General features: G+C 48.4%; 29 protein-coding genes. 21 read left to right on the top strand and 8 right to left on the bottom strand.

Going from position 1 to position 26,532, the window contains the following annotated elements; genetic code table 11:
- Positions 1–137: 137 nt before the first annotated feature.
- From tkt to fba, 4 genes are all read left to right on the top strand, one after another.
- The gene (tkt, locus tag Q0882_RS10425; RefSeq protein WP_299181171.1) at positions 138–2,132 is read left to right on the top strand and encodes a transketolase; all 1,995 of its coding nucleotides are present in this window, start codon (positions 138–140) and stop codon (positions 2,130–2,132) included.
- 72 nt (positions 2,133–2,204) lie between these two features.
- On the top strand, positions 2,205–3,260 hold the full coding sequence (locus Q0882_RS10420; RefSeq protein ID WP_299181168.1) for a glyceraldehyde 3-phosphate dehydrogenase NAD-binding domain-containing protein: 1,056 nt from the start codon (positions 2,205–2,207) through the stop codon (positions 3,258–3,260).
- A 33-nt stretch (positions 3,261–3,293) separates the two neighbouring features.
- On the top strand, positions 3,294–4,457 hold the full coding sequence (locus Q0882_RS10415; protein WP_299181165.1) for a phosphoglycerate kinase: 1,164 nt from the start codon (positions 3,294–3,296) through the stop codon (positions 4,455–4,457).
- An 85-nt stretch (positions 4,458–4,542) separates the two neighbouring features.
- Entirely contained in the window at positions 4,543–5,607 is a 1,065-nt protein-coding gene (fba, locus tag Q0882_RS10410; protein ID WP_299181162.1) for a class II fructose-bisphosphate aldolase, read from the top strand.
- A gap of 76 nt (positions 5,608–5,683) precedes the next feature.
- Here fba and Q0882_RS10405 read toward each other — a convergent pair whose 3' ends face one another.
- Entirely contained in the window at positions 5,684–6,001 is a 318-nt protein-coding gene (locus Q0882_RS10405) for a hypothetical protein (protein WP_299181159.1), read from the bottom strand.
- 280 nt (positions 6,002–6,281) lie between these two features.
- On the opposite strand from Q0882_RS10405, the gene umuD reads away from it, so the two are divergent.
- Together umuD and Q0882_RS10395 are read left to right on the top strand one after the other, a co-directional pair.
- Complete coding sequence (gene umuD / locus Q0882_RS10400) at positions 6,282–6,707, top strand: translesion error-prone DNA polymerase V autoproteolytic subunit (RefSeq protein ID WP_299181156.1); 426 nt, start codon at positions 6,282–6,284, stop codon at positions 6,705–6,707.
- A gap of 11 nt (positions 6,708–6,718) precedes the next feature.
- Positions 6,719–7,981 (top strand): Y-family DNA polymerase, encoded by a 1,263-nt coding sequence (locus Q0882_RS10395; protein WP_299181153.1) that lies wholly within the window; start codon positions 6,719–6,721, stop codon positions 7,979–7,981.
- A gap of 8 nt (positions 7,982–7,989) precedes the next feature.
- Here Q0882_RS10395 and Q0882_RS10390 read toward each other — a convergent pair whose 3' ends face one another.
- Together Q0882_RS10390 and nhaR are read right to left on the bottom strand one after the other, a co-directional pair.
- Complete coding sequence (locus Q0882_RS10390; RefSeq protein ID WP_299181150.1) at positions 7,990–8,541, bottom strand: hypothetical protein; 552 nt, start codon at positions 8,539–8,541, stop codon at positions 7,990–7,992.
- 94 nt (positions 8,542–8,635) lie between these two features.
- Positions 8,636–9,532, bottom strand: coding sequence for a transcriptional activator NhaR (nhaR, locus tag Q0882_RS10385; RefSeq protein WP_299181147.1), 897 nt, complete (start codon positions 9,530–9,532; stop codon positions 8,636–8,638).
- 134 nt (positions 9,533–9,666) lie between these two features.
- On the opposite strand from nhaR, the gene Q0882_RS10380 reads away from it, so the two are divergent.
- Positions 9,667–10,338: a Bax inhibitor-1/YccA family protein gene (locus tag Q0882_RS10380; RefSeq protein WP_299181144.1), complete on the top strand. Its 672-nt coding sequence runs from the start codon at positions 9,667–9,669 to the stop codon at positions 10,336–10,338.
- A gap of 74 nt (positions 10,339–10,412) precedes the next feature.
- On the opposite strand, the gene Q0882_RS10375 is transcribed toward Q0882_RS10380, so the two are convergent.
- Genes Q0882_RS10375 through Q0882_RS10365 form a run of 3 tightly spaced genes read right to left on the bottom strand, consistent with a single transcriptional unit; the run spans position 10,413 to position 13,215 of the window.
- A complete protein-coding gene (locus Q0882_RS10375) occupies positions 10,413–11,147 on the bottom strand; it encodes a DUF1223 domain-containing protein (RefSeq protein ID WP_299181142.1) in 735 nt (244 codons plus the stop codon).
- Between the two features lie 54 nt (positions 11,148–11,201).
- Positions 11,202–11,642, bottom strand: a complete 441-nt coding sequence (locus tag Q0882_RS10370) for a GFA family protein (RefSeq protein ID WP_299181140.1) — start codon at positions 11,640–11,642, stop codon at positions 11,202–11,204.
- Between the two features lie 13 nt (positions 11,643–11,655).
- Positions 11,656–13,215 carry a PAS domain-containing methyl-accepting chemotaxis protein gene (locus Q0882_RS10365; RefSeq protein ID WP_299181137.1) on the bottom strand — a complete coding sequence of 520 codons (1,560 nt, stop codon included), beginning with the start codon at positions 13,213–13,215 and terminating at the stop codon, positions 11,656–11,658.
- Positions 13,216–13,456: 241 nt separating this feature from the next.
- Here Q0882_RS10365 and Q0882_RS10360 point away from each other — a divergent pair, with 241 nt between their 5' ends.
- Both Q0882_RS10360 and Q0882_RS10355 read left to right on the top strand, forming a co-directional pair.
- The gene (locus tag Q0882_RS10360) at positions 13,457–13,852 is read left to right on the top strand and encodes a thioesterase family protein (protein ID WP_299181134.1); all 396 of its coding nucleotides are present in this window, start codon (positions 13,457–13,459) and stop codon (positions 13,850–13,852) included.
- 4 nt (positions 13,853–13,856) lie between these two features.
- Positions 13,857–14,675 carry a sterol desaturase family protein gene (locus Q0882_RS10355; protein WP_299181132.1) on the top strand — a complete coding sequence of 273 codons (819 nt, stop codon included), beginning with the start codon at positions 13,857–13,859 and terminating at the stop codon, positions 14,673–14,675.
- Here Q0882_RS10355 and ilvY read toward each other — a convergent pair.
- Positions 14,672–15,538: an HTH-type transcriptional activator IlvY gene (ilvY, locus tag Q0882_RS10350; RefSeq protein ID WP_299181130.1), complete on the bottom strand. Its 867-nt coding sequence runs from the start codon at positions 15,536–15,538 to the stop codon at positions 14,672–14,674. The genes Q0882_RS10355 and ilvY overlap by 4 nt on opposite strands.
- A 211-nt stretch (positions 15,539–15,749) precedes the next feature.
- On the opposite strand from ilvY, the gene Q0882_RS10345 reads away from it, so the two are divergent.
- The 7 genes from Q0882_RS10345 (at position 15,750) to Q0882_RS10320 (ending at position 22,119) form a co-directional block, all read left to right on the top strand.
- A complete protein-coding gene (locus Q0882_RS10345; RefSeq protein WP_299181127.1) occupies positions 15,750–16,505 on the top strand; it encodes a gamma-glutamyl-gamma-aminobutyrate hydrolase family protein in 756 nt (251 codons plus the stop codon).
- An 80-nt stretch (positions 16,506–16,585) separates the two neighbouring features.
- Positions 16,586–17,341: a CDP-diacylglycerol--serine O-phosphatidyltransferase gene (pssA, locus tag Q0882_RS10340; protein ID WP_299181124.1), complete on the top strand. Its 756-nt coding sequence runs from the start codon at positions 16,586–16,588 to the stop codon at positions 17,339–17,341.
- A 250-nt stretch (positions 17,342–17,591) separates the two neighbouring features.
- Positions 17,592–17,762 (top strand): DUF2970 domain-containing protein, encoded by a 171-nt coding sequence (locus Q0882_RS16755; protein WP_366915927.1) that lies wholly within the window; start codon positions 17,592–17,594, stop codon positions 17,760–17,762.
- Between the two features lie 201 nt (positions 17,763–17,963).
- Positions 17,964–19,082, top strand: coding sequence for a cytochrome c oxidase subunit II (gene coxB, locus Q0882_RS10335; protein ID WP_299181122.1), 1,119 nt, complete (start codon positions 17,964–17,966; stop codon positions 19,080–19,082).
- Positions 19,079–20,653, top strand: a complete 1,575-nt coding sequence (ctaD, locus tag Q0882_RS10330; protein WP_299181119.1) for a cytochrome c oxidase subunit I — start codon at positions 19,079–19,081, stop codon at positions 20,651–20,653. The genes coxB and ctaD overlap by 4 nt, the downstream gene beginning before the upstream one ends.
- A gap of 21 nt (positions 20,654–20,674) precedes the next feature.
- Positions 20,675–21,238: a cytochrome c oxidase assembly protein gene (locus Q0882_RS10325; RefSeq protein WP_299181117.1), complete on the top strand. Its 564-nt coding sequence runs from the start codon at positions 20,675–20,677 to the stop codon at positions 21,236–21,238.
- Positions 21,235–22,119 carry a cytochrome c oxidase subunit 3 gene (locus Q0882_RS10320; RefSeq protein WP_299181115.1) on the top strand — a complete coding sequence of 295 codons (885 nt, stop codon included), beginning with the start codon at positions 21,235–21,237 and terminating at the stop codon, positions 22,117–22,119. Before Q0882_RS10325 ends, Q0882_RS10320 begins: the two co-directional genes overlap by 4 nt.
- Positions 22,120–22,124: 5 nt before the next feature.
- Here Q0882_RS10320 and Q0882_RS10315 read toward each other — a convergent pair whose 3' ends face one another.
- Positions 22,125–22,328, bottom strand: coding sequence for a twin transmembrane helix small protein (locus tag Q0882_RS10315; protein WP_299181112.1), 204 nt, complete (start codon positions 22,326–22,328; stop codon positions 22,125–22,127).
- A gap of 28 nt (positions 22,329–22,356) precedes the next feature.
- On the opposite strand from Q0882_RS10315, the gene Q0882_RS10310 reads away from it, so the two are divergent.
- From Q0882_RS10310 to Q0882_RS10290, 5 genes are all read left to right on the top strand, one after another.
- Entirely contained in the window at positions 22,357–23,076 is a 720-nt protein-coding gene (locus tag Q0882_RS10310) for an SURF1 family protein (RefSeq protein ID WP_299181110.1), read from the top strand.
- The gene (locus Q0882_RS10305) at positions 23,069–23,536 is read left to right on the top strand and encodes a hypothetical protein (protein WP_299181108.1); all 468 of its coding nucleotides are present in this window, start codon (positions 23,069–23,071) and stop codon (positions 23,534–23,536) included. Before Q0882_RS10310 ends, Q0882_RS10305 begins: the two co-directional genes overlap by 8 nt.
- A 2-nt stretch (positions 23,537–23,538) precedes the next feature.
- Complete coding sequence (locus tag Q0882_RS10300) at positions 23,539–24,558, top strand: heme A synthase (RefSeq protein ID WP_299181106.1); 1,020 nt, start codon at positions 23,539–23,541, stop codon at positions 24,556–24,558.
- A gap of 4 nt (positions 24,559–24,562) precedes the next feature.
- A complete protein-coding gene (gene cyoE, locus Q0882_RS10295; protein WP_299181103.1) occupies positions 24,563–25,465 on the top strand; it encodes a heme o synthase in 903 nt (300 codons plus the stop codon).
- A gap of 131 nt (positions 25,466–25,596) precedes the next feature.
- Complete coding sequence (locus Q0882_RS10290; protein ID WP_299181101.1) at positions 25,597–26,202, top strand: Yip1 family protein; 606 nt, start codon at positions 25,597–25,599, stop codon at positions 26,200–26,202.
- Positions 26,203–26,532: the final 330 nt, after the last annotated feature.

Genomic DNA, 26,532 nt, shown 5'->3' with positions numbered 1-26,532 from the left:
TCACTTTTTGAATGAAATTCGCTCATTTTTACCGATAAATAGCAAAACTTATTTGAAGCGAATGGCTATCTGCGAGAAAATTGCGCCCAATTTTTCCTGAACCTTCTATTTGGGCTATCTGCCCAGGAGCTGAGTGAATGTCTTCTCGTAGAGAACTTGCCAACGCGATTCGCGCGCTGAGCATGGATGCCGTACAGAAAGCAAAATCTGGTCACCCCGGTGCACCTATGGGTATGGCGGATATCGCCGAAGTATTGTGGAACGACTTTATGTCCCACAATCCATCCAACCCACAGTGGTTTAACCGCGACCGTTTCGTACTGTCTAACGGTCATGGTTCCATGCTGATCTACAGCCTGCTGCATCTGACTGGCTACGATGTTTCTATCGAAGATCTGAAGAACTTCCGCCAGCTGCACTCTAAAACGGCAGGTCATCCTGAATATGGTTACTGCCCGGGCGTTGAAACTACGACGGGTCCATTGGGTCAGGGCATCACGAATGCTGTTGGTTTTGCTGTCGCTGAAAAAGTACTTGCGGCTCAGTTCAACCGCGAAGGTCACGACATTATCGACCATAACACTTATGTATTCATGGGTGATGGCTGTCTGATGGAAGGTATCTCCCACGAAGCTTGCTCTCTGGCAGGGACTTTGGGTCTGGGTAAATTGATCGCGTTCTGGGATGACAATGGCATCTCTATCGATGGTGAAGTTGAAGGTTGGTACACCGACGATAACGTTAAACGCTTTGAATCATATGGCTGGCAGGTTATCCCTGCGGTTGATGGTCATGATGCTGATCAGATTCGTGCAGCGATCGAGAAGGCTAAAGAGAATACAGATCAACCAACACTGATCTGCTGTAAGACGGTGATCGGTTTCGGTTCTCCAAACAAAGAAGGTAAAGAAGATTGCCATGGCGCACCACTGGGCGATGATGAGATCGCACTGACACGTGAGCGTTTGGGGTGGAATCATCCTGCGTTTGAGATTCCTGCAGAGATTGCGGAAGATTGGAATGCACAGGAAGCCGGTGTTCACGCTGAAAATGAGTGGAATGAGCGCTTTGCTGCGTACCGTGCTGAGTTCCCTGAACAGGCTGATGAACTACTGCGTCGTATCGCAGGTGATCTGCCAGCTGATTTCGCAGAGAAAGCGGATGCCTGGATCAATGAGATCAATGAGAAAGGGGAGACCATTGCGTCCCGTAAAGCCTCTCAGAATGCATTGAATGCTTATGGCCCGATGCTACCTGAACTGTTGGGTGGTTCGGCTGATCTGGCTGGTTCCAACCTGACATTGTGGTCCGACTGCAAAGGTGTTGAGAGAAACGATGCCTCTGGTAACTACCTATTCTACGGTGTCCGTGAATTTGGTATGTCCGCCATTATGAACGGTATCGCTCTGCACGGTGGTTTCATTCCGTACGGTGCTACGTTCCTGGTGTTCATGGAATATGCGCGGAATGCGATCCGTATGGCTGCATTGATGAAGCAGCGTGCGATCCATGTATATACGCATGATTCTATCGGTCTGGGTGAAGATGGACCGACCCATCAGCCGATTGAGCAGGTTGCAAACTTGCGTCATACACCGAATATGAGCACATGGCGCCCATGTGATGCGGTTGAATCAGCGGTTGCCTGGAAAGCGGCACTTGAACGTACGGATGGTCCGACAGCGATGGTGTTCTCCCGTCAGGGACTGCCTCACCAGCAGCGTACAGCAGAACAGCTGGCGAATATCGCTAAAGGTGGCTATATCCTGAGTGATACAGATGGACAACCAGATGCCATTCTGATTGCAACCGGGTCTGAAGTGGGGCTGGCGATGGATGCAGCTGAAGCTTTGGCTGCTGACGGTGTGAAAACACGTGTAGTATCTATGCCTGAAACAGGTCTGTTTGACCAGCAATCTGCTGAGTATCGTGAATCGGTTCTACCCGCTGCGGTTACCGCTCGTGTGGCTGTCGAAGCACTGCAAGCTGATTTCTGGTACAAGTATGTTGGTTTGAATGGTGCGATTGTAGGTATGCGTACCTTTGGTGAGTCAGCTCCGGCTGGTGATCTGTTCAAACACTTTGGTTTCACCACTGAAAATGTAGTGAACACCGTCAAATCCGTTCTTTAACGGAACGCATAAAAAGGCCCGGTTCTTACCGGGTCTTTTTAGTTATTTAGTCACACTGGGTAGGGTTTTAGATTGAGTTATCGCGTTGCAATCAATGGCTATGGCCGTATTGGTCAGTGTGTGCTGCGTGCTATTTATGAAAATGGCTTGCAGGACCTGTTTGAGGTTGTGGCGATCAATGAACTCTCTGATCTGGATACCGTTACCTATCTGACCCGTTATGACACAACCCATGGTCGTTTTCCTGTATCGGTTGAGAATGATGGAAAGCGCTTGCTTATCGGCGGTCACAGTATTCAGATCCTGAATAAAACGGGTGCTGAAGATCTACCCTGGGAGGCGTTAGATGTCGATCTGCTGTTTGAGTGTTCGGGTTCCTTTAAAGCACGTCAAGAAGCCGACCTCCATGTAGATCGTGGCGCTAAAAAGCTGTTGTTTTCACAACCAGCCACTGCCGACGTGGATGCCACGATCGTCTTTGGTCTGAATGAACAGCTGTTAAAAGCTGATCAAACGGTGGTCTCAGCTGCATCCTGCACGACCAATTGTATTATCCCGGTTCTGGATCTGTTGGATAAGCGTTTTGGTATCCAGAATGGGGTCACGACCACCATACATTCTGCAATGAATGATCAACCGGTAATTGATAGTTATCATCAGACTGATCTACGTCTGACCCGCAGTGCAATGCACTCCATTGTGCCTGTTGATACTGGGTTGGATAAGGGGATTGACCGGTTACTACCGCACCTTGCAGGTAAGTTCCAATGTCTGCATGTACGGGTGCCGACCATCAACGTTTCTATGATGGATATGTCGATCAATGTAGAAAAGGTCGCTACTGTTTCCGAGGTGAATCAGCTATTACAGAACGCTGCGTTAACAGGGCCTTTAAAAGGACTATTGGGTTATACCGAAGAGCCACATGCTTCGGTAGACTTCAACCGCGATTCCCGTTCCGCGGTGGTTGACGGTACCCAGACAAAAGTGTCTGAGGGGCGTCTGATCAAGCTAGTGTGCTGGTTTGATAATGAATGGGGCTTTGCCAACCGTATGTTAGATGTCGCACAGCACTGGTTGGGATTGAAACAGGAGGCTGACTCCAGCCCCAATAAAACGAATTCCTGATTTAAACATTTCAATATCTGATAGGGCACGTCAATGAGCGTACTGAAAATGAGCGAACTGGATCTGAGCGGTAAGCGCGTTCTGATCCGTGAAGACCTGAACGTACCAGTTAAGAATGGTGAAGTAACTTCTGATGCGCGTATCCGTGCATCGCTGCCAACCATCGAGCTGGCACTGAAAGCGGGTGCTAAGGTGATGGTTATGTCTCACCTGGGTCGTCCGACTGAAGGTGAATACAACGAAGAGTTCTCTCTGCAGCCTGTAGCTAACCACATAGGTAAACTGCTGGGTCGCGAAGTTCCACTGATCAAAGAGTGGCTGGATGGCGGCTTTGATGTTGCTGAAGGCGAGCTGGTGTTGCTGGAAAATGTTCGCTTTAACGTAGGTGAAAAGAAAGATAACGAAGCGCTATCTCAGAAGATGGCCGCGTTGTGCGATGTTTATGTGATGGATGCGTTTGGCACAGCACACCGTGCACAGGCGTCTACTCATGGTGTCGCGAAATTTGCGGATGTTGCCTGTGCAGGTCCTTTGCTGGCAGGCGAACTGGATGCGCTGGGTAAAGCATTGGACAAGCCGGCTCGACCTCTGGCGGCCATTGTTGGCGGTTCAAAAGTGTCCACTAAGCTGGAAGTGTTGACTGCGCTGTCTGATCAGGTTGATCAGCTTATCGTTGGTGGTGGTATCGCGAACACGTTCCTGGCAGCTGCGGGTAAGCCTGTCGGTAAGTCTCTGTGCGAACATGACCTGATTCCTGTTGCTCAGGATCTGATGAAGAAAGTAAACATCCCAATGCCGGTTGATGTTGTGGTAGCGAAAGAGTTCGCTGAAACGGCTGAAGCAACCGTGAAGTCTGTAGACGATGTTGCTGAAGATGAGATGATTCTGGATATCGGCCCTCAGTCTTCACAGAACCTGGCTGAGCTGCTGAAAGATGCAGGTACGATCATCTGGAACGGCCCGGTCGGTGTATTTGAATTTGACCAGTTCGGTGAAGGTACCAAGACACTGTCTCTGGCGATCGCTGAGAACCAGGGCTTCTCTATTGCTGGTGGTGGTGACACGCTAGCCGCTGTGGATAAATACGACATCGCAGATAAAGTATCCTACATCTCGACAGGTGGCGGTGCGTTCCTTGAGTTTGTTGAAGGTAAGAAGTTACCTGCAGTAGCAGCTCTGGAAGCAAAGAATTCATAAGAACCTGATTTTAATGTCGGATGGGTGGTAAACTCTGCCCATCCCCGTCTTTCGACGAAGTTAACAAATATTTAAAGGTGACAAAATGGCTCTGATCTCCATGCGTCAGCTGCTGGATCATGCTGCTGAAAACGACTACGGCATTCCAGCATTCAACGTGAACAACCTGGAACAGATGCGCGCTATTATGGAAGCGGCAGATAAAACTAACTCTCCAGTGATTGTTCAGGCGTCTGCCGGTGCACGTAAATACGCGGGCTCTAACTTCCTGCGTCACATGATCGAAGCAGCTATCGCTGAATTTCCACATATCCCGGTATGTATGCACCAGGATCACGGAACCTCTCCTGCTGTTTGTCAGCGCACCATTGCGATGGGTTTCTCCTCTGTAATGATGGATGGTTCCCTGATGTCTGATGGCAAAACGCCATCCAGTTACGAATACAACGTTGATGTGACTCGCCGTACGGTCGAGATGGCTCATGCGTGTGGTGTCTCTGTAGAGGGCGAGCTGGGTTGCCTGGGTTCTCTGGAAACAGGTCAGGCAGGCGAAGAAGATGGTATTGGTGCGGAAGGCACACTGTCTCACGATCAGATGCTGACAGATCCGGATGAAGCTGCGGACTTCGTTAAGAAAACCGGTGTAGATGCATTGGCGATTGCGTGTGGTACTTCTCACGGTGCTTACAAATTTACCCGTCCACCGACAGGCGACATTCTGGCGATCGACCGCATCAAAGCGATCAATGAACGCATCCCCGGTACTCATCTGGTCATGCATGGTTCCTCTTCTGTACCTCAGGAGTGGCTGGCGGTGATCAACGAATTCGGCGGTGCGATTCCAGAAACTTACGGTGTGCCGGTTGAGCAGATCGTTGAAGGTATCAAGTACGGTGTACGTAAGGTAAACATCGATACTGACCTGCGTCTGGCTTCTACCGGTGCGATCCGTCGCTTCCTGGCTGAAAACCCGGCTGAGTTCGATCCACGTAAATACCTGAAGAAGTCGATGGAAGCGATGACAGATATCTGTGTGAATCGCTACGAAGCCTTCGGTACAGCGGGTAATGCATCTAAGATCACAGCGATCTCTCTGGAAAACATGGCAGAGAAATACGAAAGCGGTGAGCTGGATCCTAAGATCGCTTAAGGCGAGTGCTGATCTTTCTAAAAAGGCTGCTGTTTAGCAGCCTTTTTTGTATCTGAATGCCGGTGCTTATCGTTGTTCAGACCGCTTCTGCAATGAGATCAGCAGCTTGCTGACGGTTGAAAAACTGGCCCTGGCGCACAAAGCCGGAAATTATGTGCTCTTTTAGTTCTCTGCGCTGTTCATCGATCTGATCAATCCAGGTATTGGGGAGTGCATCAATCAGATGAAAAGGAGCTGTAGTGCCATTGGCAAACCGTGATAGCACGACTTCACCCGTCAGACTGTTTTTAAACGCAGGCAGAAATCGTTTTGTTCTGTTGTTCTGGCTGATACCGCCACTGCCTGCATAAACTTCATTTTCCCGTTCAAGACGGCTTTTGACTGTGGATAACATCGTTAGGGCCTCTTGGTTGCGTGCTCCTTACCTATTCAGACCTCATTTTTCCCTGAGTGTTTACTTTTTATACAGCAACTGCGGTGCCAAATTTATAACTCATTGAATCTTCTATTCTTTATTGGATAAGCAGAGAGTACATAAGGAAGATGTGATCTTTTACGCCTTAATGGCGGTGCTCTGAGTTAATGAAATGATGAATTTAATGAGATGGTCATGGGCTTCTCAAATCATCTGCTCTAAAATATACTGTATATAAATACAGTATATGGTTTGTGTTATGTCTGTTGTCATGCTGGGTCAGAGTGAGATCCGCTCTACCCTGAATATCCCCTTTTTCCTCTCATCTGTTTCTGCCGGGTTTCCCAGCCCCGCCCAGGATTATGTAGAAAAGACACTGGATCTGAATGAATTGCTTATTCAGCGCCCTGCTGCGACCTACTTTGTCCGGGCTGAAGGGGATTCGATGATCGGTGCCGGTATCCATGATGGGGATATACTGATTGTTGATCGCTCATTAAGTGCAAAGCATGGGGATATTGTAATTGCTTCTCTACAGGGTGAACTGACTGTCAAACAGTTAGAACTACGCCCTTGCTGCCGTCTTCTGCCGCGTAACTCACGTTACCCACCGATTATGATCCCGGAAGGAGAGAGTCTGGAGCTGTTTGGTGTAGTGACGAATGTGATTCATGCACTTCGCTGAGAGTCCCGGCTATGTATGCATTGGTTGATTGCAACAGTTTCTACGCCAGCTGTGAACGATTGTTTCGCCCTGATCTGGAGGGTAAGGCGGTTGTCGTCCTCTCCAATAATGATGGCTGTGTTGTGGCGCGCTCGGCCGAGGCAAAAGCGTTGGGGATAAAGATGGCTGTCCCCTTTTTTGAGGTGCGAGAGCTATACGAGCGCGGGGAGCTGCATGTGTTTTCCAGTAACTATGCGTTCTACGGTGATATCTCTGCCCGAGTGATGATGACATTAGAGGAGATGGCGCCAGAGGTCGAGGTGTACTCAATCGATGAGGCTTTTCTCAACCTTCGAGGCATGGTGACCGAACCTGATTTGAATGCGCTGGGCCACAAGATCAAGCAGCGCATCAAACGCTGGGTAGGTGTGCCGGTTGGTGTCGGGATTGCCGAGACGAAAACCCTGGCTAAACTGGCCAATTACGCGGCGAAACATTTTGCGAAAACGCAGGGGGTCGTGGTGCTGTCCGATCCGCGTTGGCGGGAACGGTTACTGGCGATTACCGATGTCAGTGAAGTTTGGGGTGTTGGGCGCAGGCATGCGGAGAAACTACGTGCTGAAAATATTCTGACGGCTGCGGATCTGGCTGATAGCGATGCGGAGACGATGCGTCGGCGTTACTCGGTTACTCTGGAGCGTACGATTCTGGAGTTAAGAGGGATCAGCTGTCTGGGTTTTGATGAACAGCCAGAACCGAAACAGCAGGTGTTATGTAGCCGAACGTTCAGTACTCGCATTACAACACTACAGCCTTTGCAGGAGGCGATCCGCGAGTATGCGGTGAGAGCGGCAGAGAAACTGCGCATCGAACATCGTTTAACCCGGAGTGTCTCCATCTATATCCGTACTAATCCGAATGCACGATTTGAAGCAAAGTATGCCAATGGTGCGACTTATACACTGCCCAGCCCTACCAACGATTCTCGCCTTATCATGAAGATTGCTTTGCAGCTGCTACAGGGGATCTACCGCGAGGGCTATCGCTATATGAAAGCAGGGGTCGTACTGAATGACCTGCAGCCAGAAGATAACTATCAGGCAGACCTGTTTACCCCTGATTGCGGTTCCCCCAAAGCGCTAAGCCTGATGCAGGCGCTGGATCGGATAAACCGGAGATACCACCGTGGGCTTACTTTTGCGGGTCAGGGGAGGCAACAGCACTGGGCGATGCAGCGAAACTATCTGTCACCACGTTACACGACGAGTTGGAACGATCTAAAAAAAGTACGTTAGTCGTGTGCTTATTTTACAAATGCTTCATCGAGTTGTTTGTACAGATCCAAGGATTTTTCAGACTCTGTTTTAATATTTTCATAAAGGCTGTTGGCTATAACGCGAATTGCATGTTGTTCATTCTGATTGAGGTTTGGATAATTAAATCTTTGAAAGTTTTCTAATATTTTTTGTCTGCGGGCGTTGAATTGATGTGCTTCATCTCTAGAAGAACACACTTTCTGTAGATGCTGTTCCCAGTTGCAGTAGGTTTTATCTGCAAGCCTTTCCCTCTTGTTACAGGATTTACAACAGGGAACAGTATTTCCTGGATGGTGCAATCCAAATTCAGCACGGTTGAACATTAATACGTGTTCTATTTGTAGAGGGTGGGATTGCTCACCGCAATAAGCGCAACATGCCTCAAAACTGTCGTCCCTTATCGAATGCCAGATGGCTTTCCCTTTACCACTCGCCGTATTAAAAGAATGCCCCAGATAATGCTCGCCGACTTTTGTTAGAAACGCTCTTACTGCTGTGTTAGCTGAGTCTGAAGAAGTGTTGTATACCGCCGTAATCATCCTTGAACGTTGAGGGAATATTAGTTGTGACTGTTTTAAATATCAGCTCTGCTTGGGTTCTAGGTCAAGTAGGAAGAATCAATAAATAACTGTCCTAGTTATCCCCAAGCCAGTCTCTGGCGGCGGTTGTTATCTTTTCCACAGCCGTGTGCGAAATTTTTCGTTCAATGGAGATCGCATAAAAGTTATTCACAATCTCGTTGGTTTCTCCCAGTGTGACCAATCCCAGCTGGTTGGAGACCTCTTCGCGGATCGGAGTCGGGACAACCATGATCCCCTTGCCTGCATTGGCAAAGGCTTTGATCAGGGCACTGTCATCAAATTCACCGACTACTCTGGGGTGGATGCGATGTTTGTTAAACCATTGCAGAAGTTGAGAGCGAACAACGGTGGTTTCACTGGGGATCAGCATCGGGGCGCCGTTCAAGTTATGGGGGAACTCTCCCTCTAGTTCTGCACTGACATCCGGATGCGCCATAAAACTGCTACCGCATCGGCCCAGACTGTGACTAAAACCGTTAATGCTGACATCGGAGGGGATCGGTGACTCAGATATCACCAGATCCAAACGGTGAAGTGCGAGTTCGGCCAGTAGCTCATTGACCTCCCCTTCATGGCAGATCATGCGAACTTTATTGATATCGTCCATGGCGGGAGAGAGTAGGTGATAGGCGATCGATTTTGGAACCACATCAACAACGCCCACCTTGAAGACCAGCGGTCTGATCTTATCGAGGTTGCGCACTCGCTCTTCCAGCTCTCCACCTAACGAAAAGATATCACTGGCGTAACTGAGCACCATATGCCCGGTTTCGGTAAGCTCCAACTGGCGCCCAACCTTGGTAAAAAGGGCGCAACCAAGATAGTCATCAAGCAGACTTAGCTGAGCGCTGATGGTATGGGGAGTGACACTGAGGCGTTCCGCTGCAGCTACAATACTGCCCTCTTTAGCTACCATCCAGAAATAGTGCAGGTGTTTATAGTTGATCATTATGAATCGCTAAAAATGATGATTTGTTTAAGAATAATCGATTTTTATTAAATGTGATAGGCGTCTAAATTTTGAGCGTTGGTGCCGGAAAGCTAATTGTGGCTTTGGGTTATATAAAAACTGGGAGAGGTACTATGCAACCATCTATGAGAACGTCTGCAACTCAAACGCAATCATCAGCGCTTGAGTCCAATAAGGTACTTCGCAATACCTATGCATTGTTATCCCTGACACTGCTGTTTAGTGCCATCACTGCGGGTGGCTCTCTTCTTTTACAGCTCCCTCACCCCGGCATCATCATCTCTTTAGTGGGCTTTTTTGGACTCTATTTCCTGACAACAAAACTGCGTAATAGTATTTGGGGGCTCCCTTCGGTTTTCGCACTGACCGGTTTTATGGGATACACCTTGGGGCCCATTGTTGGACATTACTTAACCATGCCCGGCGGCGGTACGATCGTTATGAATGCGATGGGTATGACCGGCCTTATCTTTCTGGGGCTGTCTGCATATGTTCTAACGACACGTAAAAACTTCAGTTTTATGGGTGGTTTCCTGATGGTGGGCGTCCTGCTGGCCTTCTTTGCTGGGTTGGCTGCGGTATTCTTCCAGATTCCTGCCCTGGCTCTGGCGGTTTCTGCGATGTTTGTACTGCTGATGTCCGGATTTATTCTTTATGAAACCAGTAATATTTTGCACGGTGGAGAGACCAACTACATCATGGCTACCGTGTCACTGTATATCTCTATCTACAATCTGTTTACCAGTCTATTGCATATTCTGGGAGTTCTGGGTAGTGATGAGTAACGTTTTGGATTGACTAGCTATGCACTTGTGATAACCCTTATGGGTGTTCAGGCGACCAATTTGGTCGCCTTTTTTTATGGTGAAAGGATCCAATCCCCGGTGACTTGAAGAGGGAACTGGTCAGGTCGTGTCACCCAGATAGCCAATGCGTAACGTGCTCCATCCTGTGGTATCGGAAGTGTAAAACGCCACTCATAGTTCACCTGTGTTTTCTGCTGTTTATCGAGCACCACAAACTGATGCTGGAGGCGTCGTCCCTGGTTTTCACCCGCAGTGATGTCGCTATGCAGATCGAAGCCCATCAGGGCTACGTGAGCGACGAGCGCTTGATGTGTTGCGACGGGCTGGTATTGAACCCTGAGTTGGTTGGTTTGTAATGAGGCAGTGAGTGTTCCTCCAGCGGCTTTTTTCTGTTCTGGAAGTGGCTGATTACGGAAGAATCCACGCCATTCCTTACCATCTACAAGCCAGCCTGGGGTGTAGACGCTGCGCAGTCTGCCCAGGCGCCGATAATCGTATTGTCGTTGTTTAAAAGCAGGCTGCGCAAAACGATCCTCCCAGCCGATGTAATCCCAGTAATCGACATGGAAAGCTAAAGGTATCACGCTATGCCAGAGGTCAGGGGAACTCACCAGATTCGCTAGATACTGATCTGCCGGGGGGCAGCTGGAGCAGCCTTCCGAGGTATAGAGTTCGATTAAACGGGGAGGCGATCCCTCTTGGTGGAAAATCTGTTGTGCGGAGGTTGCCTCTGGAGATAAGCCAAGACCGACCGAGGCTATCAGTGAGAAGATCAGCAGTGTTTTCATAGCTCTGTACTCCTGTTGAGAATGAGACTACAGAGCCTTAAAAGAGTTCAGTGGTTAATCCAGTCTGCAGGCTTCGCTTTTACCCGGAAGCGTTTCAAAAGCATCCAATTGCTGTGGAAAAACATACCAGCTCGCCCGGCTATCCCAGAATAGATTGCGCTCAGGATTGGTGTCGGGTCCATCATCCAGAGTTCCTGCGGGAACAACCAAGGCTTTCCTGGTTTTCGCCAACCAGGGCAGGGATGATCCACACTGTTTGCAGAAGCTGGTGGCAAAGTGTTTGCTGTCAGAGGGTTCAAAACGGCCCACCAACGCTTCTCCTTGGGTCCATCTGAACTGTTCCGGTGGCATGATGATATTGCTGGCGTGAGCGCTGCCGGTTATCTTCCGGCAACGGGAGCAGTGACAGTATTGAAAGGTAGAATAAGGGGGCGTGATTTCATAACGAACGCTGCCACACAGACAACTGCCACTGTAGCTTTTTATATCCGGCATATTATGCTCCCGCTTAACGGTCGAATGCTGTCACCATGGAATCAAGCTGTTTGACCAGTTCATGCAGCTCCTGGCTGGCAGAGGCTGTTTCATCTGAGGCTTCACTGTTTTGCCTGGCCAGATCGCGTATCGCAACGATATTTTTTTGGATCTCTTCAACCACTGAGGATTGTTGCTCTGAACTGCTGGCGATCTGCAAACAGCGATCTGAGATATCATCCATCGAATGCTGTACCTTCTGGAAGGCTTCATCGGCCTGATTAGCGACATCAACACTCTGTTGAGCATGGTCTCGGCTGAGTTCCATGACCTTAACTGTTTTATCTACAGCGCCCTGAACACTCTCGATGGAAGCTTCAATCTCCTGAGTTGAATTCTGTGTGCGTGTAGCCAACGTTCTGACCTCATCGGCAACGACAGCAAAGCCGCGTCCAGACTCACCCGCACGGGCCGCTTCAATCGCTGCATTGAGCGCAAGCAGATTAGTCTGTTCTGCGATCTCATTGATCACCGTCACGACGTTTCCGATGGTATCGGTGTGCTGTTTTAGCTCCAGAGTGGCTTCGGTCGCTTCCTCGACCTCGGTGGAGAGGTCCTTAATATGATTGACGGTGTTAAAGAGAGCGCTACGGCCATCTTCGGTTGTGCTCAGGGCATCCTGAGTTGCAGATGTCATATCATTGGTGGTGCCCGCAATTTCCTGCGAGGCAGAGGCTAGCTGATGAACTGCCGCCGCGACCATATCACTCTCTTTATCTTGCTGGCTAATTCCCGTATTGGTCTGATGGATCGCTTTTTCTGTGACGTTGATGGCTTGTTCAATGGTATGGCTGACATCACCCAGGCGGGTTAACACGGTTGTATTGCGAGCATCGTTCATCTGCAAGGCGAGATCAATTTCACCAAACTCATCTTGCCGGGGGGAATACATCAGCTGGATCAGCGGGTTGCTAAATCGGTTACGGGCACGTTGTGCGAGGGCTTTGATCGGGGAAAGTACCCGAAGCAGGCAGCCAGCGAGTAGAATTTCAGTTGTGGCGATAATGCCCAGCACTGGTAGAGTGGCGCCTACACTCCAGGCCGCTGCCAAACTAATCAGCGAGATCAGGGTGAATAGCAGCAGGGTCTGATTGGACGTAGAGCCCATTTTTAGTGCCTTGCCAGCTTTACCCGCATTCGCGACTGAATAGATGACTTCAGCCTTTTTTATCTGAGCCTGAGTCGGGCGGAATCTAACAGATTGATAGCCAACCTTCTGGCCATTTTCGTACAGAGGCGTGACATAGGCATCGACCCAGTAGTGATCACCATTCTTACAGCGGTTTTTGACAATGCCGCGCCAGGCCTGATCCGCTTTCATTGCATCCCACAGATTTGCGAAGGCAGCAGGAGGGACATCAGGGTGACGGACGATATTGTGGGCTTTGCCGATAAGTTCCTGTTCTGAATAACCCGCGATATCACAAAAAATCTGATTGACGTAGGTAATCCTACCCTTCAGGTCGGTTGTGGAAATAATACGCTGTCCTTCTGGAAGAACGACTTCCCGGTTTGTGACGGGCATCTTTTTCATGGGTGATCCTTGTCTTTATCCAGCTTTAGCGTTGAATAATAGTGTAGATTAACTGTGTCTGGGGAACTTTAAAACGCGCTGGATAACAATTTAATAGAGGCAGTTATCAGTCTGGTCCGTCCATCCAGCATCTATTTTAGTGTTTTTGAATACCCATACCAAATAAAATGGTATTTTTTTATCGATACTGTGCTGGATATAAGCATCTGTAGCTAAGTTAAGACAACTTTAAGGGTTTAGAATGACATACCGAGTGGAGTTTAAGGTCCGTGATTATGAGTGCGATATGCAGGGTATCGTGAATAACGGGGTCTACTTTAACTATCTGGAACATGCACGCCATGAGTATCTGTTGGATAAAGGGATCGATTTTGCAGCCCTGACCGCAGATAAAATCCATCTGGTAGTTGTTCGCTCTGAGATGGATTACAAACAATCACTCACCAGTGGGGATCGATTTGTAGTGGAGGTGAGTGTTGAGCGAATCAGCAAGGTGAAATTTGGATTTCGGCAGAAAGTAATACGCTTAAGCGATGAGAAGGTTGCATTGAATGCATTGGTCATCGGTACCGCGCTGAATGAGCGTGGGCGACCATTTATTCTGCCTGAGATTGCTGCGTTGATGCCCGAGGAGTGAGGCGATGCATGCTGCACAGTGGCTGTTAGATCATGAGGTGGCTGTCCGGTTGGGTTGCTTCATCTCTATCTTTACGCTGATGGCAGTGTGGGAGGGCATCGCCCCCTGTCGTGAGCGTCGCTATAGCCGTTTGTATCGTTGGGCCAATAATGTAGGTTTAGTTGTCCTTAACAGTGTCATGCTTAGAGTTCTCTTTCCGTTAGCTGCTGTGGGTATTGCACATCAAATGGCACAAAAAGGGTGGGGGTTGTTTAACCTGGTAGAGCTTCCCTATTGGCTGGAAGTGCTCATAGCCGTGATGCTTCTGGATCTGCTGATCTATGGTCAGCATGTTGTGTTTCACCATGTGCCCCTTTTATGGCGGCTGCATCAGGTACATCATGCGGACCCCGATTACGATGTTACGACCGGTGCTCGCTTTCATCCCATAGAGATTATTCTTTCGATGCTGATCAAAATGCTGGCCATTATTCTATTGGGGCCAGCCGCCGTAGCGGTGCTGATATTCGAAGTTTTACTGAATGGGTCTGCGATGTTTAATCACTCTAATGTACAGTTACCCCCGTGTCTGGACAGGTGGGTCCGGCGTATTTTTGTTACTCCAGATATGCACCGGGTGCACCATTCCCAGCTCCGTAGTGAAACCGATAGTAATTACGGCTTTGCGCTCTCTGTCTGGGATCGGATCTTTTCCACCTACACAACCGAACCGACCTTGGGTCAGTTGGGAGTGAAGATCGGTCTTCCCTCTCTGGATGATCCAAAAGAGATCTGTCGTTTAGATGGCTTGCTGATACTTCCTTTTAAACAGAAGCGCGATTAACGCGCAGTTTTCAGCTGTGACCAGAAGGCGCTGATCAGCGGACTTTTCAGTTTCTTTTCCAGCGTTACGATGCCGACTTCGTAACCTTTCAGTTCCGGTTCGATCTGAAGCACCTCAACCGTATTGGCCAGGGGGCTGTTTTGCAGCACGATTTTGGGTACCACACCGATACCAAATCCCAGACTCACCATGCTGACTATCGCTTCGTTACCTGCAACCTGTGCGTAGATGTGGGGCTTTATCTGCTGATCTTTGAACCAGCGATCCACACGCTTACGTGCCAACCCTGTTTCAGACAAAATCATCGGTGTGTTTGCGTCGGGGGCCTGTCTCTGTGCCGATCTCTTTTTCGGGGCGATAAATAACAGTGGCGAGAGTGCGATAGTCTTAAAGGCCAATCCTGAAGGTAGGATATCTGGCTTGGCCGTGATGGCAAAGTCCTCATCTCCGGCGATCACTCGGGCAATGGCATGCTCAGGGTCGCCGGTATGGAGCTTGATCTCAATTTTGGGGTAGTTATGTCTAAATTCACTGAGGATATCAAACAGGAAGCTATAGCTGGCGGTGACGGAGCAGTACATGCTGATCTCACCCTGAAGCTCTCCTGATCGCTCCATCAACTGCGTGCGGATCATATCCCATTGGCTCAGGGCATCTCTGGCATAGCTGAGAAATATGTCGCCGTCTGTTGTTAACGCAACACTGCGGTTGTCACGCTCAAACAGCTCTGCGCCCACCTCTTCCTCGAGCTGTTTAATGCTCCTGCTCAGAGCAGAAGGGCTGATATGTGACGCTTCACTTGCTCTGCCAAAGTGTAGGGTGTCCGCGAGGTGTACAAACTGTTTGAGCTGTTTGATATCCATGTTTAGTGTTGTGATATATGAAATATATCCCTTAGTTTATGCTAATTATTGGGATTTTAAACCTGTTTACGCAATCCCTATTCGATCACTGTGCAAATTGCGGTATATCAATGTAGGGAATGAATTGAGCAGATCGGCCTTAAGCCTAGTTGTGACCTGGCAGCGATGTTTTTATAGTGAGCTGATAGTTTAATGACTCAGGTAAGATTCAATGGCAAAAGATCGTCAGGAACTCAAACTGCTTCTGTTACAGATTCGGGATGGAGCACAGGTACGTCAGGAGGAACTCAACAGTTTTGCAGAGTACTGTGGGCTCTCTCTGGACCAGATCGATGTACTGAATGTGTTCGATACACCTGAGTTTCCGGTCACTGCTGCCGATCCTTATGATGCACTGTTGGTCGGTGGGGCCAGTGAGGCTAATGTGTTGTTGCCAGAAACTTACCCTTTTGTCACCGATTGCCAAGCACTGCTGGCACATTGTGCAGAAAATGCGAAGCCGGTATTTGCCTCCTGTTTCGGATTTCAGCTTGCCGTACTGGCGTTAGGGGGAGAGATTCTTCATCGTGAAACGGATTTTGAGATGGGTACGGTGCCGATTTCACTGGAGTACAGTGTTTGGGATGACCCGCTGTTTCGAGACACGCCCGATAATTTTTATGCGGTATCGGTACATAAACAGTATGCAGAATCGTTACCGGAAAGCTGCCTTTCATTGGCTTATACCGATCAGTGTGTTCATGCGTTCAGGGTTAACAATAGACCTTTCTGGGCGTTTCAGTTTCACCCTGAAGTGGACCGGCGCGTGCTGGTGGAGCGGCTGACATTCTATAAAGAAAAATATACAGATGGAGATGACCATCTTGATCAGGTGCTTACAAATGCACGTGAAACTCCGCAGTCGAATGCGTTGATGAGAAAGTTTGTGGATCGGATTCTGGTTGATCAGGAACATCTTGAAGAGTAATCCGTCAGGTTGGGATTAGCTTCCTGAACGCGCGCGCAGTAGAATGGTCTTTTTCTTGTAAATGGAAGATTGAAATCGCGATGAATGAGCCACAAAACCAAGATAATCAGGAACCGGTTAAACCACGGAGTCGTGGTATCTATCTGTTACCTAACCTGTTTACTACCGGTGCGCTTTTCTCTGGATTTTATGCCGTTGTGGCCAGTATGAACGGTCACTTTGAGAATGCGGCGATCGCAATTTTTGTAGCGATGGTGCTCGATGGTCTGGATGGGCGTGTCGCGCGGATGACTAATACTTCCAGTGCCTTTGGGGCTGAGTATGATTCCTTGGCTGATATGGTCTCCTTTGGAGTAGCGCCCTCTCTGGTTGTCTATAACTGGGTGCTGGATGATATTGGTAAATTAGGTTTCTTTGCTTCCTTTATCTATGTGGCCGGTGCTGCCTTAAGGTTGGCTCGTTTTAACACGCAGATAGGATCAACCGATAAACGTTATTTCATCGGACTTCCCAGTCCTGCCGCAGCTGCAGCGGTAGCCGGAATGGTCTGGGCTGCTACTGAATATGAAATAGATGGTACTCCTTTTGCCTACCTGATTGCTCTATATGTTGGAATCGTAGGCGTGTTGATGGTCAGCAATGTGCTCTACTACAGCTTTAAAGATGTGAGTCTAAAAGAGAAGGTACCCTTCCTGATTCTTGCTGGCATTGTACTGGCAGTGGGTATCATCTCGATCAGCCCGCCCACGTTTCTCTGGATGCTGTTCCTTGCTTACGCTGCTTCAGGCCCTCTTCTCTGGGTGATGCGTAAAACACGTCAAAAACCTTCAGCATAAGATAATAGAGCGGCTTCCATCAGGAGGCCGTTTTTATTTCTGCTATACCTGATAGTAGTCCTCTGATTCAGGAGATATATGATGAAGCTACTATCTTGTCACTGCCGTCATCTGCAGATTCTGTTGTATACCACCGCCTTTTTCCTGATGATCATGTTATTGATCAGCGCAGCTTTTATGTTGATAGGGGAATAAGTTGTGCACTCTGAATAGGTACAGGATTGAGGCGCCGGGCCCAAGCTGGAAGCGAGTGCTATGCAGCGTATTTGCCGCTTTTTTCGGTGTGCAATCCAGACGTAACTATCTACGGGATTTTGCCTCGGATTCTGCATGGCTCTATATCATCTTTGGTTTGTTTGGAGCGGGGTTGTTTATTTTTATAGTCTATCTCCTTGTGTTGCTTGCGCTTAGTTATGCCTAGTGTGATTTTCTTGCATCTTTTTTTTCGCTGCTATACTTGCTGATAACAACCAAGCGGACTGGTCGGATAATGATAGGACGGAACCCAGGCAAAAGAGAGCCTGCCCGAACCCTGTCGCTACCGACGTTGAAATAGAAGTACAACGCCCCTAGTGAGAGGATTCTGACAGGCTCTTTTGCGTGTAAGTAAAGAGGGCCTGCAATGTTTAAAGCAAAGCTGAGTTGCACAGGACTGTTGTTGCTTGCGGGTAATGTGGCAGCGGACTGGGAAGTAAATCTGACGCGCGGTGTCACCGAAATCAGTCGTGAGATCTATGACCTGCATATGATTATTTTTTGGATCTGTGTGGTGATTGGACTGGCTGTTTTTGGTGTAATGCTCTGGTCTGTTATTCATCACAGAAAATCCCGTGGTGCAAAAGCGCATAACTTTCATGAAAACCTCTTTGTAGAGATCACCTGGACGGTGATCCCCTTCGTCATCCTGATCGCAATGGCTGTACCCGCCACCGCGACCCTTATCAAAATGTATGACAATACGGAAGCCGAGCTGGATATCCAGATCACAGGATATCAGTGGAAGTGGCGTTATCAGTATATTGGGAAGGAGATCGATTTCTTCTCAAGCCTCTCAACCCCCAGAGATCAGATCAATAATGAAGCGGTTAAGGGTGAGCACTACCTGTTAGAGGTCGATAACCCTCTGGTGATTCCGGCGGGGAAGAAGGTCCGTTTTCTTCTGACGGCTAATGATGTGATTCACTCCTGGTGGGTACCCGAATTAGCGGTAAAAAAAGACGCCATACCCGGCTTTATTAATGAGGCATGGACGGTTGTGGATAAGCCGGGGGTCTATCGGGGGCAGTGTGCTGAGCTTTGTGGCAAGGACCACGGTTTTATGCCAATCGTAGTAGAGGTCAAACCGGAGGCCGAGTTTGATGCCTGGCTTGCCGAAGTGAAGCAGGCAGAACAGGAGAAAACGGCTCAGGCCGAGAAAAGCTGGAGCCTGGCTGATCTGATGGTGGTTGGTGAAGAGGTATATAACAAAGCCTGTCTGGCTTGTCATCAGGCTAATGGTGAAGGGATACCCGGTGTATTCCCCGGATTAAAAAACAGCCCAATTGCGTTGGGAGATCAATCAGCACATATAGATATTGTGCTCAACGGTAAGCAGGGTACAGCAATGCAGGCGTTTCGGGATCAGTTCAGCGCCGTTGAACTGGCGGCAGTGATCACCTACGAGCGCAACGCCTGGGGGAACAAAACAGGTGATATCGTCTCACCCGCTCAAATTAGTGAGCTGAAGGAGCCAGCACAATGAATACAAGTGTTGCAGCAACGCACCATCATGGCCCGGCTTCTGGAATCGGGCGCTGGTTATTCACTACCAATCATAAAGATATTGGCACGCTCTATCTCTGGTTCAGCTTTATTATGTTTCTGACCGGGGGCTGCATGGCCTTATTGATCCGGGCTGAGCTTTTTCAGCCAGGCCTGCAGTTAGTCCAACCGGATTTCTTCAATCAGATGACGACGATGCATGGTCTGATTATGGTTTTCGGTGCAGTGATGCCTGCCTTTGTCGGTTTGGCCAACTGGATGGTGCCGATGATGGTCGGTGCGCCAGATATGGCTCTGCCGCGGATGAATAACTGGAGTTTCTGGATACTGCCGTTTGCTTTCTCCATGATGTTGTTAACGCTCTTTATGGAAGGTGGTGCGCCAAACTTTGGCTGGACCTTTTACGCGCCGCTTTCGACGACCTATGCACCACCCAGTGTCACCTACTTTATCTTTGCTGTGCATATGATGGGGATCAGCTCGATCATGGGGGCGATCAATATCATTGCCACCATTCTGAATCTGCGCGCACCCGGAATGACCATGATGAAGCTCCCGCTGTTTGTCTGGACCTGGCTGATTACGGCATTTCTGCTCATTGCGGTCATGCCTGTGCTGGCTGGAGTTGTCACCATGATGTTGATGGATATCCATTTTGGTACCAGCTTTTTTGACGCCGCAGGTGGTGGTGATCCCGTATTGTTTCAGCATGTTTTCTGGTTCTTCGGTCATCCGGAAGTGTACATCATGATCCTGCCAGCCTTTGGGATCGTGAGTGAGATCATTCCAACTTTTGCACGTAAAAGATTGTTTGGTTATGCCTCAATGGTTTACGCAACCGCTTCTATCGCCCTGTTGTCGTTTATCGTCTGGGCTCATCACATGTTTACTGTTGGCCTTCCCTTAGCCGGTGAGTTGTTCTTTATGTTTGCCACCATGCTGATTGCGATACCTACCGGGGTGAAGGTGTTTAACTGGGTTGCAACTATGTTCAGAGGTTCTATGACCTTTGAAACACCGATGCTCTTTGCGCTGGCTTTTGTCGTCCTGTTTACCATTGGTGGGTTTTCCGGATTGATGCTGGCGATCGCTCCGGTGGATTTTCAATATCATGACACCTACTTTGTGGTGGCTCACTTTCACTATGTGCTGGTACCTGGAGCGGTCTTTGCCATTATGGCGGCGGCATATTACTGGTTGCCGAAATGGTGTGGGCGTTATTACAACGAAACCATGGGGAAGGTGCATTTCTGGTGTAGCTTTATTGGCGTCAATATTACCTTTTTCCCGATGCATTTTATCGGTCTTGCCGGAATGCCCCGGAGAATTCCAGATTATGCGTTGCAGTTTGCAGACTTTAATGCGATTGCAACCGTCGGAGCATTTATCTTCGGATTCTCCCAGCTGATCTTTCTGTACAACGTGATCAGCTGTATTCGCAAAGGTAAACCGGCAGACGACCGTGTATGGGAGGGGAGTCATGGACTTGAGTGGACACTACCTTCCCCAGCGCCTTATCACAGTTTCAGCGAGCCGCCACAAGTTAAGTAACAATGAGAGAGGTCGGTCATTATGTCTGCCGCCGATAGAAACAAACGCACAGTTACGCTCCTGATATTCGGGTGTATGACGATGTTTGGTTTCGGCTTTGCGCTGGTGCCTCTTTATGATGTTTTTTGTCGCATCACCGGGCTTAACGGCAAGGTTGATCTGGTGGCTGCCACCCCTTCTGAAGTTGTTGACCACAGCCGCGAGGTTAAATTACAGATGGTAGCGACCAATAATGAGATGATGCCCTGGCAGTTTAGGCCTGAAACAACAGAGGTGAAGTTGTCACCGGGTGAGATGTATCAAACGGCTTATCTTGCACGGAATTTGACCTCGAAGTTTATGGTTGCTCAGGCCGTACCTTCGGTATCCCCCTCTGAAGCGGCGCCATTTTTACAAAAAATCAATTGTTTCTGTTTTGAAAGACAGCCCTTAAAAGGGACCGAAGAGAGAGCGATGCCTCTTGTGTTGTCAGTTGATCCGGCACTGCCAAGACATATCACTACTATCACGCTCTCATACACGCTGTTCGATATTACCCCTGAAGACAGTACCCAGCTAACTCTGCTGGGGAGGAGCTCACTATGAGTACTCAGTCATACTATGTACCCGATCAGAGCCGCTGGCCAATTCTGGCTTCAATGGCGCTTTTCCTGATGGCGTTTGGGGCTGGGAATATGATCAATGCGCTCTCAGCAGGTGACGGCGGAGGTGTTGGTTTAGTCATGTTACTGGCCGGTGCGCTTGGGATGGGAATGATATTGGTAGGCTGGTTTGGAAACGTGATCAAGGAGAGTCACTCAGGGCTATATAGCCAGCAGATGGATAGGTCATTTCGATGGGGGATGAGCTGGTTTATCTTTTCTGAAATTATGTTTTTCGCTGCCTTCTTCGGCACGCTCTTCTATGTGCGAAATCTTGCCGTGCCCTGGTTGGGTGGGGAGGGTGATAAAGGGGTCTCAAATATGTTGTGGCAGGAGTTCTCATCACAATGGCCACTTCTGAGTACGCCTGACCCCCAGCTCTATCCAGGACCACAGGCGGTTATTGATCCATGGCATATCCCGCTGTTGAATACGATACTGCTAATCTCATCAAGTTTTACCGTCACCTTAGCCCATAAAGCGCTTAAGCTGGGGGGGCGATCGAGAGTTGTGTTCTGGTTGGCGGCAACCATCCTGTTGGGCGTGATCTTCCTCTATTTTCAAGCCTATGAGTACGCCGAAGCGTATAACGAATTAGGCCTGACGTTGCACTCTGGCATCTATGGGGCCACCTTTTTTATTCTGACCGGTTTTCACGGGCTGCATGTCACCATGGGTACCGTCATGTTGATCATTATCTGGTTACGAGTGCTTAAAGGGCATTTCAGTGAAGAGAAGCATTTTGCTTTTGAAGCGGTCTCCTGGTACTGGCATTTTGTTGATGTGGTCTGGGTGGGGCTTTTCCTGTTTGTATACATTCTCTGACTTAATCAGGGCTGGTGTGGGGTCAGTTCACCCGTATAAAAGCCATAGAGTAAAACAATAATAATGAGGGAGCTGAAAGTAACGCGAAGGAAAAGGGCATTCACCGTACGGTGCGATTTTCCTTGATCACGTATCAGGAAATAAAGCCCGCTAAAAAGGCTCAACACGACTGCAGTAAACAGGAACAGAAGAATTAGTTTTAACGACATCGTTGGCTCCAACTAAAAGGAGTATGTAATGAGTAAAGTTCAGAGTAAGCAGAGCTTCAAGTGGATGTTGCTTGTGGCCGCAGGCATGGTCCTGCCAATGCTGGTTGTTCTGGGCTTCTGGCAGTTAGAACGGGCTGAGCAGAAGCAACAGTTGATAGAGAGTTGGTCCGAGCCACAACAATACTCCACTTTGCCTTCTGATTTAGAGGTGCTGGCAGAGCGATACCTTCCGGTTCAACTCACGGGGTCGTTCGATCTGAAACACTATTTTTTGTTGGATAACAGGCAGCGAGAGGGAATAGCTGGTTATGAAGTGATCGCTGTTCTCAGGACCGATGGGCATCAGAATCTGTTGGTTAATCTGGGCTGGATTCGGGGTGGAGATCAAAGGTCAGTTCTACCAATCATTCAATTACCCGCAGGAGAGATACAGATTAGCGGTGGCGTCCGGTTGATATCTCCGGCTTTTACGCTCAAAGATTCAACTCTGCTGCTAACCTGGCCGGTTGTGATTCAGGCGTTAGAGCCCGAAAAGATGTCGGCATTGTTGCAAATATCACTTTTACCATATGAGTTGAAAGTCAGTCAGGCAGTGTTGCCCGAGTTGGATCTGAACTGGCCGTTGAAGGTGATGATGCCGGAAAAGCATCTGGCTTATGCAGCGCAATGGTTTTTGATGGCTGTGGTGCTCTGCGGGTTAATTATCTGGGCATCACGTAGGGTGGCTAAGGAAGCGGCATATGAATAAGTTGAATTTCTGGCTGGTTTGGGGCGTGGCGATTATTCCTGTGTGTTTAGCCGTGCTGATGTATCTCTTAGGTGTAATGCTGCCCAAAGACAAAACACATGGTGGGGAGTTGTTGAGAGATCAACATATACGCCAGTGGCAGTTGAGAGGAGAGCAAACTGAAAAACGTTGGTCTCTGCTGTTAACAACACCCGGAGAGTGTAAGGGTAGGTGCGATGAGTGGATAGGAACACTGGAAAATATTCATGTAGCTTTAGGTAAAGATCGCCCGAGGGTGCTTGTGGAGCGAATTATTCCTGATTCATCTTTGATGCAGCCACAAGAGTTTGAGGGTTTGGGGACCGCAGTTTGGATTGTAGATCCGCTGGGAAACCTGGTTTTGAAATATTCACTGAATGAGGAAGCAAAAATAGTGTTACGTGATCTGCGCAAGCTACTGAAAGTTTCACGGTTGGGATAGCAATGAGCACTGATCAGAGCAGGATCTTGCGATATGCATGGAGGCTGATCAATCTTGCGGCTGTACTCGCTCTGTGTGTTGTGATCTTAGGTGCCTGGACGCGAATAAATAATGCTGGATTGAGTTGTCCGGACTGGCCTGGATGTTATGGCCATATGGTCTTGCCCTCAGATCCTGAAAAGCTTCAACAAGTACAACAGTTATATCCCGAGCAGATCATTGAGCAGGGGAAAACCCAGTTGGAGATGGCGCATCGCTATCTGGCCGGGGGGTTAGGGATGGTGATTATGCTCTTGGCTGCTTGCGCTCTTCTAATGAGGAATAAGCAGAGTTACCCAGTATGGCAAAGCTATGGCATGTTCCTTCTGGTAATTATACAGGCGCTGTTTGGAATGTGGACAGTGACGCTAAAACTCTACCCACCTGTCGTGACACTCCATCTGTTGGGTGGTGTGGTAACACTCATGATCATCTTGCTGGTGAGATTCAGGATCAGATTATTGCTGGAACAAAATGATCAGGGTACACAGAGTCGGAAAAATGCGCGATTACTGAAGTTGGCACTTGGGGTGTTGCTGATACAGATTGTATTAGGTGGTTGGACCAGTTCTAACTATGCGGGTACAGCGTGTAGTGACTGGTTGCAGTGTAATTCACAGGCAGATCTGCAGCCAGATTTTGCTACCGGATTTAACCCTGTCAAAGTGATCGGACCAAACTATGAGGGGGGGCTTCTACCTATCGATGCAAGGGCTGCAATTCATATAGGTCATCGAATCGGAGCAGCGATTGTTACGCTGACGGTGATCTGTCTTACGGTCAAACTGTATCGTTACAGGCACTTAAGAGGACCCCTGCTGGTGTTGGGATTCCTACTGGTAGCCCAACTGGTTTTAGGTGGCATGAATGTCACATATGCAGTTCCAGCAGGCTTGGCAATTGTTCATCACAGCATGGCAGTGGCGCTTCTTATGGTGCTGTTGTGGATCCATGGGCGATTGAAAGTACAGGATGAGGTATGAAGTGATGGCCGAACATCAATTAGCGACAGTTCAAAATGAGCGTATATCCTGGCGGGATTACCTAGCGTTATGTAAACCGAAAGTGGTTGTGGTGATGTTGATCACAGCGGTCGTTGGAATGTTACTGGCCGTACCCACAGTCCCACCGGTGTTAGATATTATTTTGGGCTTGTTGGGGATCGCGTTTGCTTCTGCATCGGCTGCAGCCGTTAATCATGTCATGGATCGAAAGATAGATGAAAAAATGGCGAGAACCCGAGGTCGTCCAATACCTCAGGGGAAAATGACACCGCATCAAGCGATGTTATTTGCAGCTGTGATAGGTATTACAGGCATCGCTATATTGGTTCTCTGGGTGAACCTATTAACAGCATGGCTGACCGTAGCTGCGCTAATGGGCTATGCGGTGATCTATACCGTATGGCTTAAAAGAGCCACACCGCAAAATATTGTTATTGGTGGGATCGCAGGGGCGGCACCACCGTTACTGGGCTGGACGGCGATAACTGGGACAATAGAACCTGATGCGCTGTTACTGGTGTTGATTATCTTTGCCTGGACACCACCGCATTTCTGGTCGCTGTGTATAGCAAGAAAAAAAGATTATGAGAAAGCTGGAATACCAATGCTGCCTGTAACACACGGTGATGAATACACGCGATTTCAGATAATGCTCTATAGTGTATTAATGGTAGTAACAACTCTGCTACCCGTAATGACCGGAATGAGTGGGTTTATCTATCTGGCAGGCATAACCGTATTAAATGCACGTTTTATCTATTGGGTATGGAGTCTATGGCGGAAACCAAACGGAGCTCCGATGGCACTTTTCCGCTATAGCATTAATTACATCATGCTGTTGTTTGTCATTTTATTAACGGATCACTATTTCATATTAATAGAGTGAAACAGCAGCGATAAAAGATAGGAAGTTCCTGAAACCTGTGGAAATGGAGAAAAAACAGTAATGAGAAAGACGTAAATCGATGTGGTACTAAGGGAATGGTGCTGCACCTAAATTAAACGAGGGGATGCATCATGTTTATTCAACATATGATGGGAATACTTTATCACCCAAAAGAGGAGTGGGGGCAGATAAGAAAAGAGCACTACAGCGCTGCACATATATATCTGCAGCAAATAAGCATTCTTGCGGCTATACCTGCTGTATGCATGTTTATCGGGACTACTCAGGTCGGTTGGAGTATTGCTGGGACAGAATACGTGAAACTTGACGCTATGAGTGCATTACCTGCTGCTATCGCATTTTACTTTGCGATGTGGGTCGCAGTAGGCTTTATCACATACGCCATCCACTGGATGGAAAAAAACTATGGGGGCCATGTTGCTTTTGAGGATTGCCTGTCATTGGCAACCTATACAGCTACACCTATGTTCCTGTCAGGTCTGGCGGCGTTATATCCGTTGTTGTGGTTTAACGTATCTGTTGGCTTGGTTGCGGTCTGTTACTCTGTTTATCTGTTATATACCGGAGTACCAGTGATCATGAAAATACCTGAAGAGCGGGCATTTCTATTTTCAACATCGATTCTAACCGTAGGGTTATGCACTCTAGTCGGGATCATCGTAGCGTCAGTGATACTGTGGGGCACAGTAATTCCATTGAACTATGTGGCAGCATAAATAGATAATGCATAAAACCGCAGATATAAAGAAAGCGCCGTCAGGCGCTTTTTTTATGGTTGTTGATCAGGGATTGATCAGCGCTGGTTGCGGAGTGAACAGTTTGAGGGTGTTTTTCGCTTTTTTTGAGTTTTTTTAGGATTTTTTAAAGTTAAGTGTTGACGGTGTCTGAGATCTCTGTAGAATTCGCCGTCCTTGCTTAGGGAGGCCGCTTTTTAAGGCGGATTTGAACTGAGTTAAGGGTTGAGTAAGCGGTTGAAAACGTTGAGTTTTTAGATTGCTTACGCGGCAGGATTCAAGGTCCGGTTGCTGAGTAAAAAATTTTACAAA

This window comes from uncultured Neptuniibacter sp. (assembly GCF_947498015.1).
Taxonomy (GTDB): Bacteria; Pseudomonadota; Gammaproteobacteria; order Pseudomonadales; family Balneatricaceae; genus Neptuniibacter.
The sequence above is the reverse complement of the archived record's forward strand: the minus strand, read 5'-3'. Positions and strand labels throughout refer to the sequence as shown.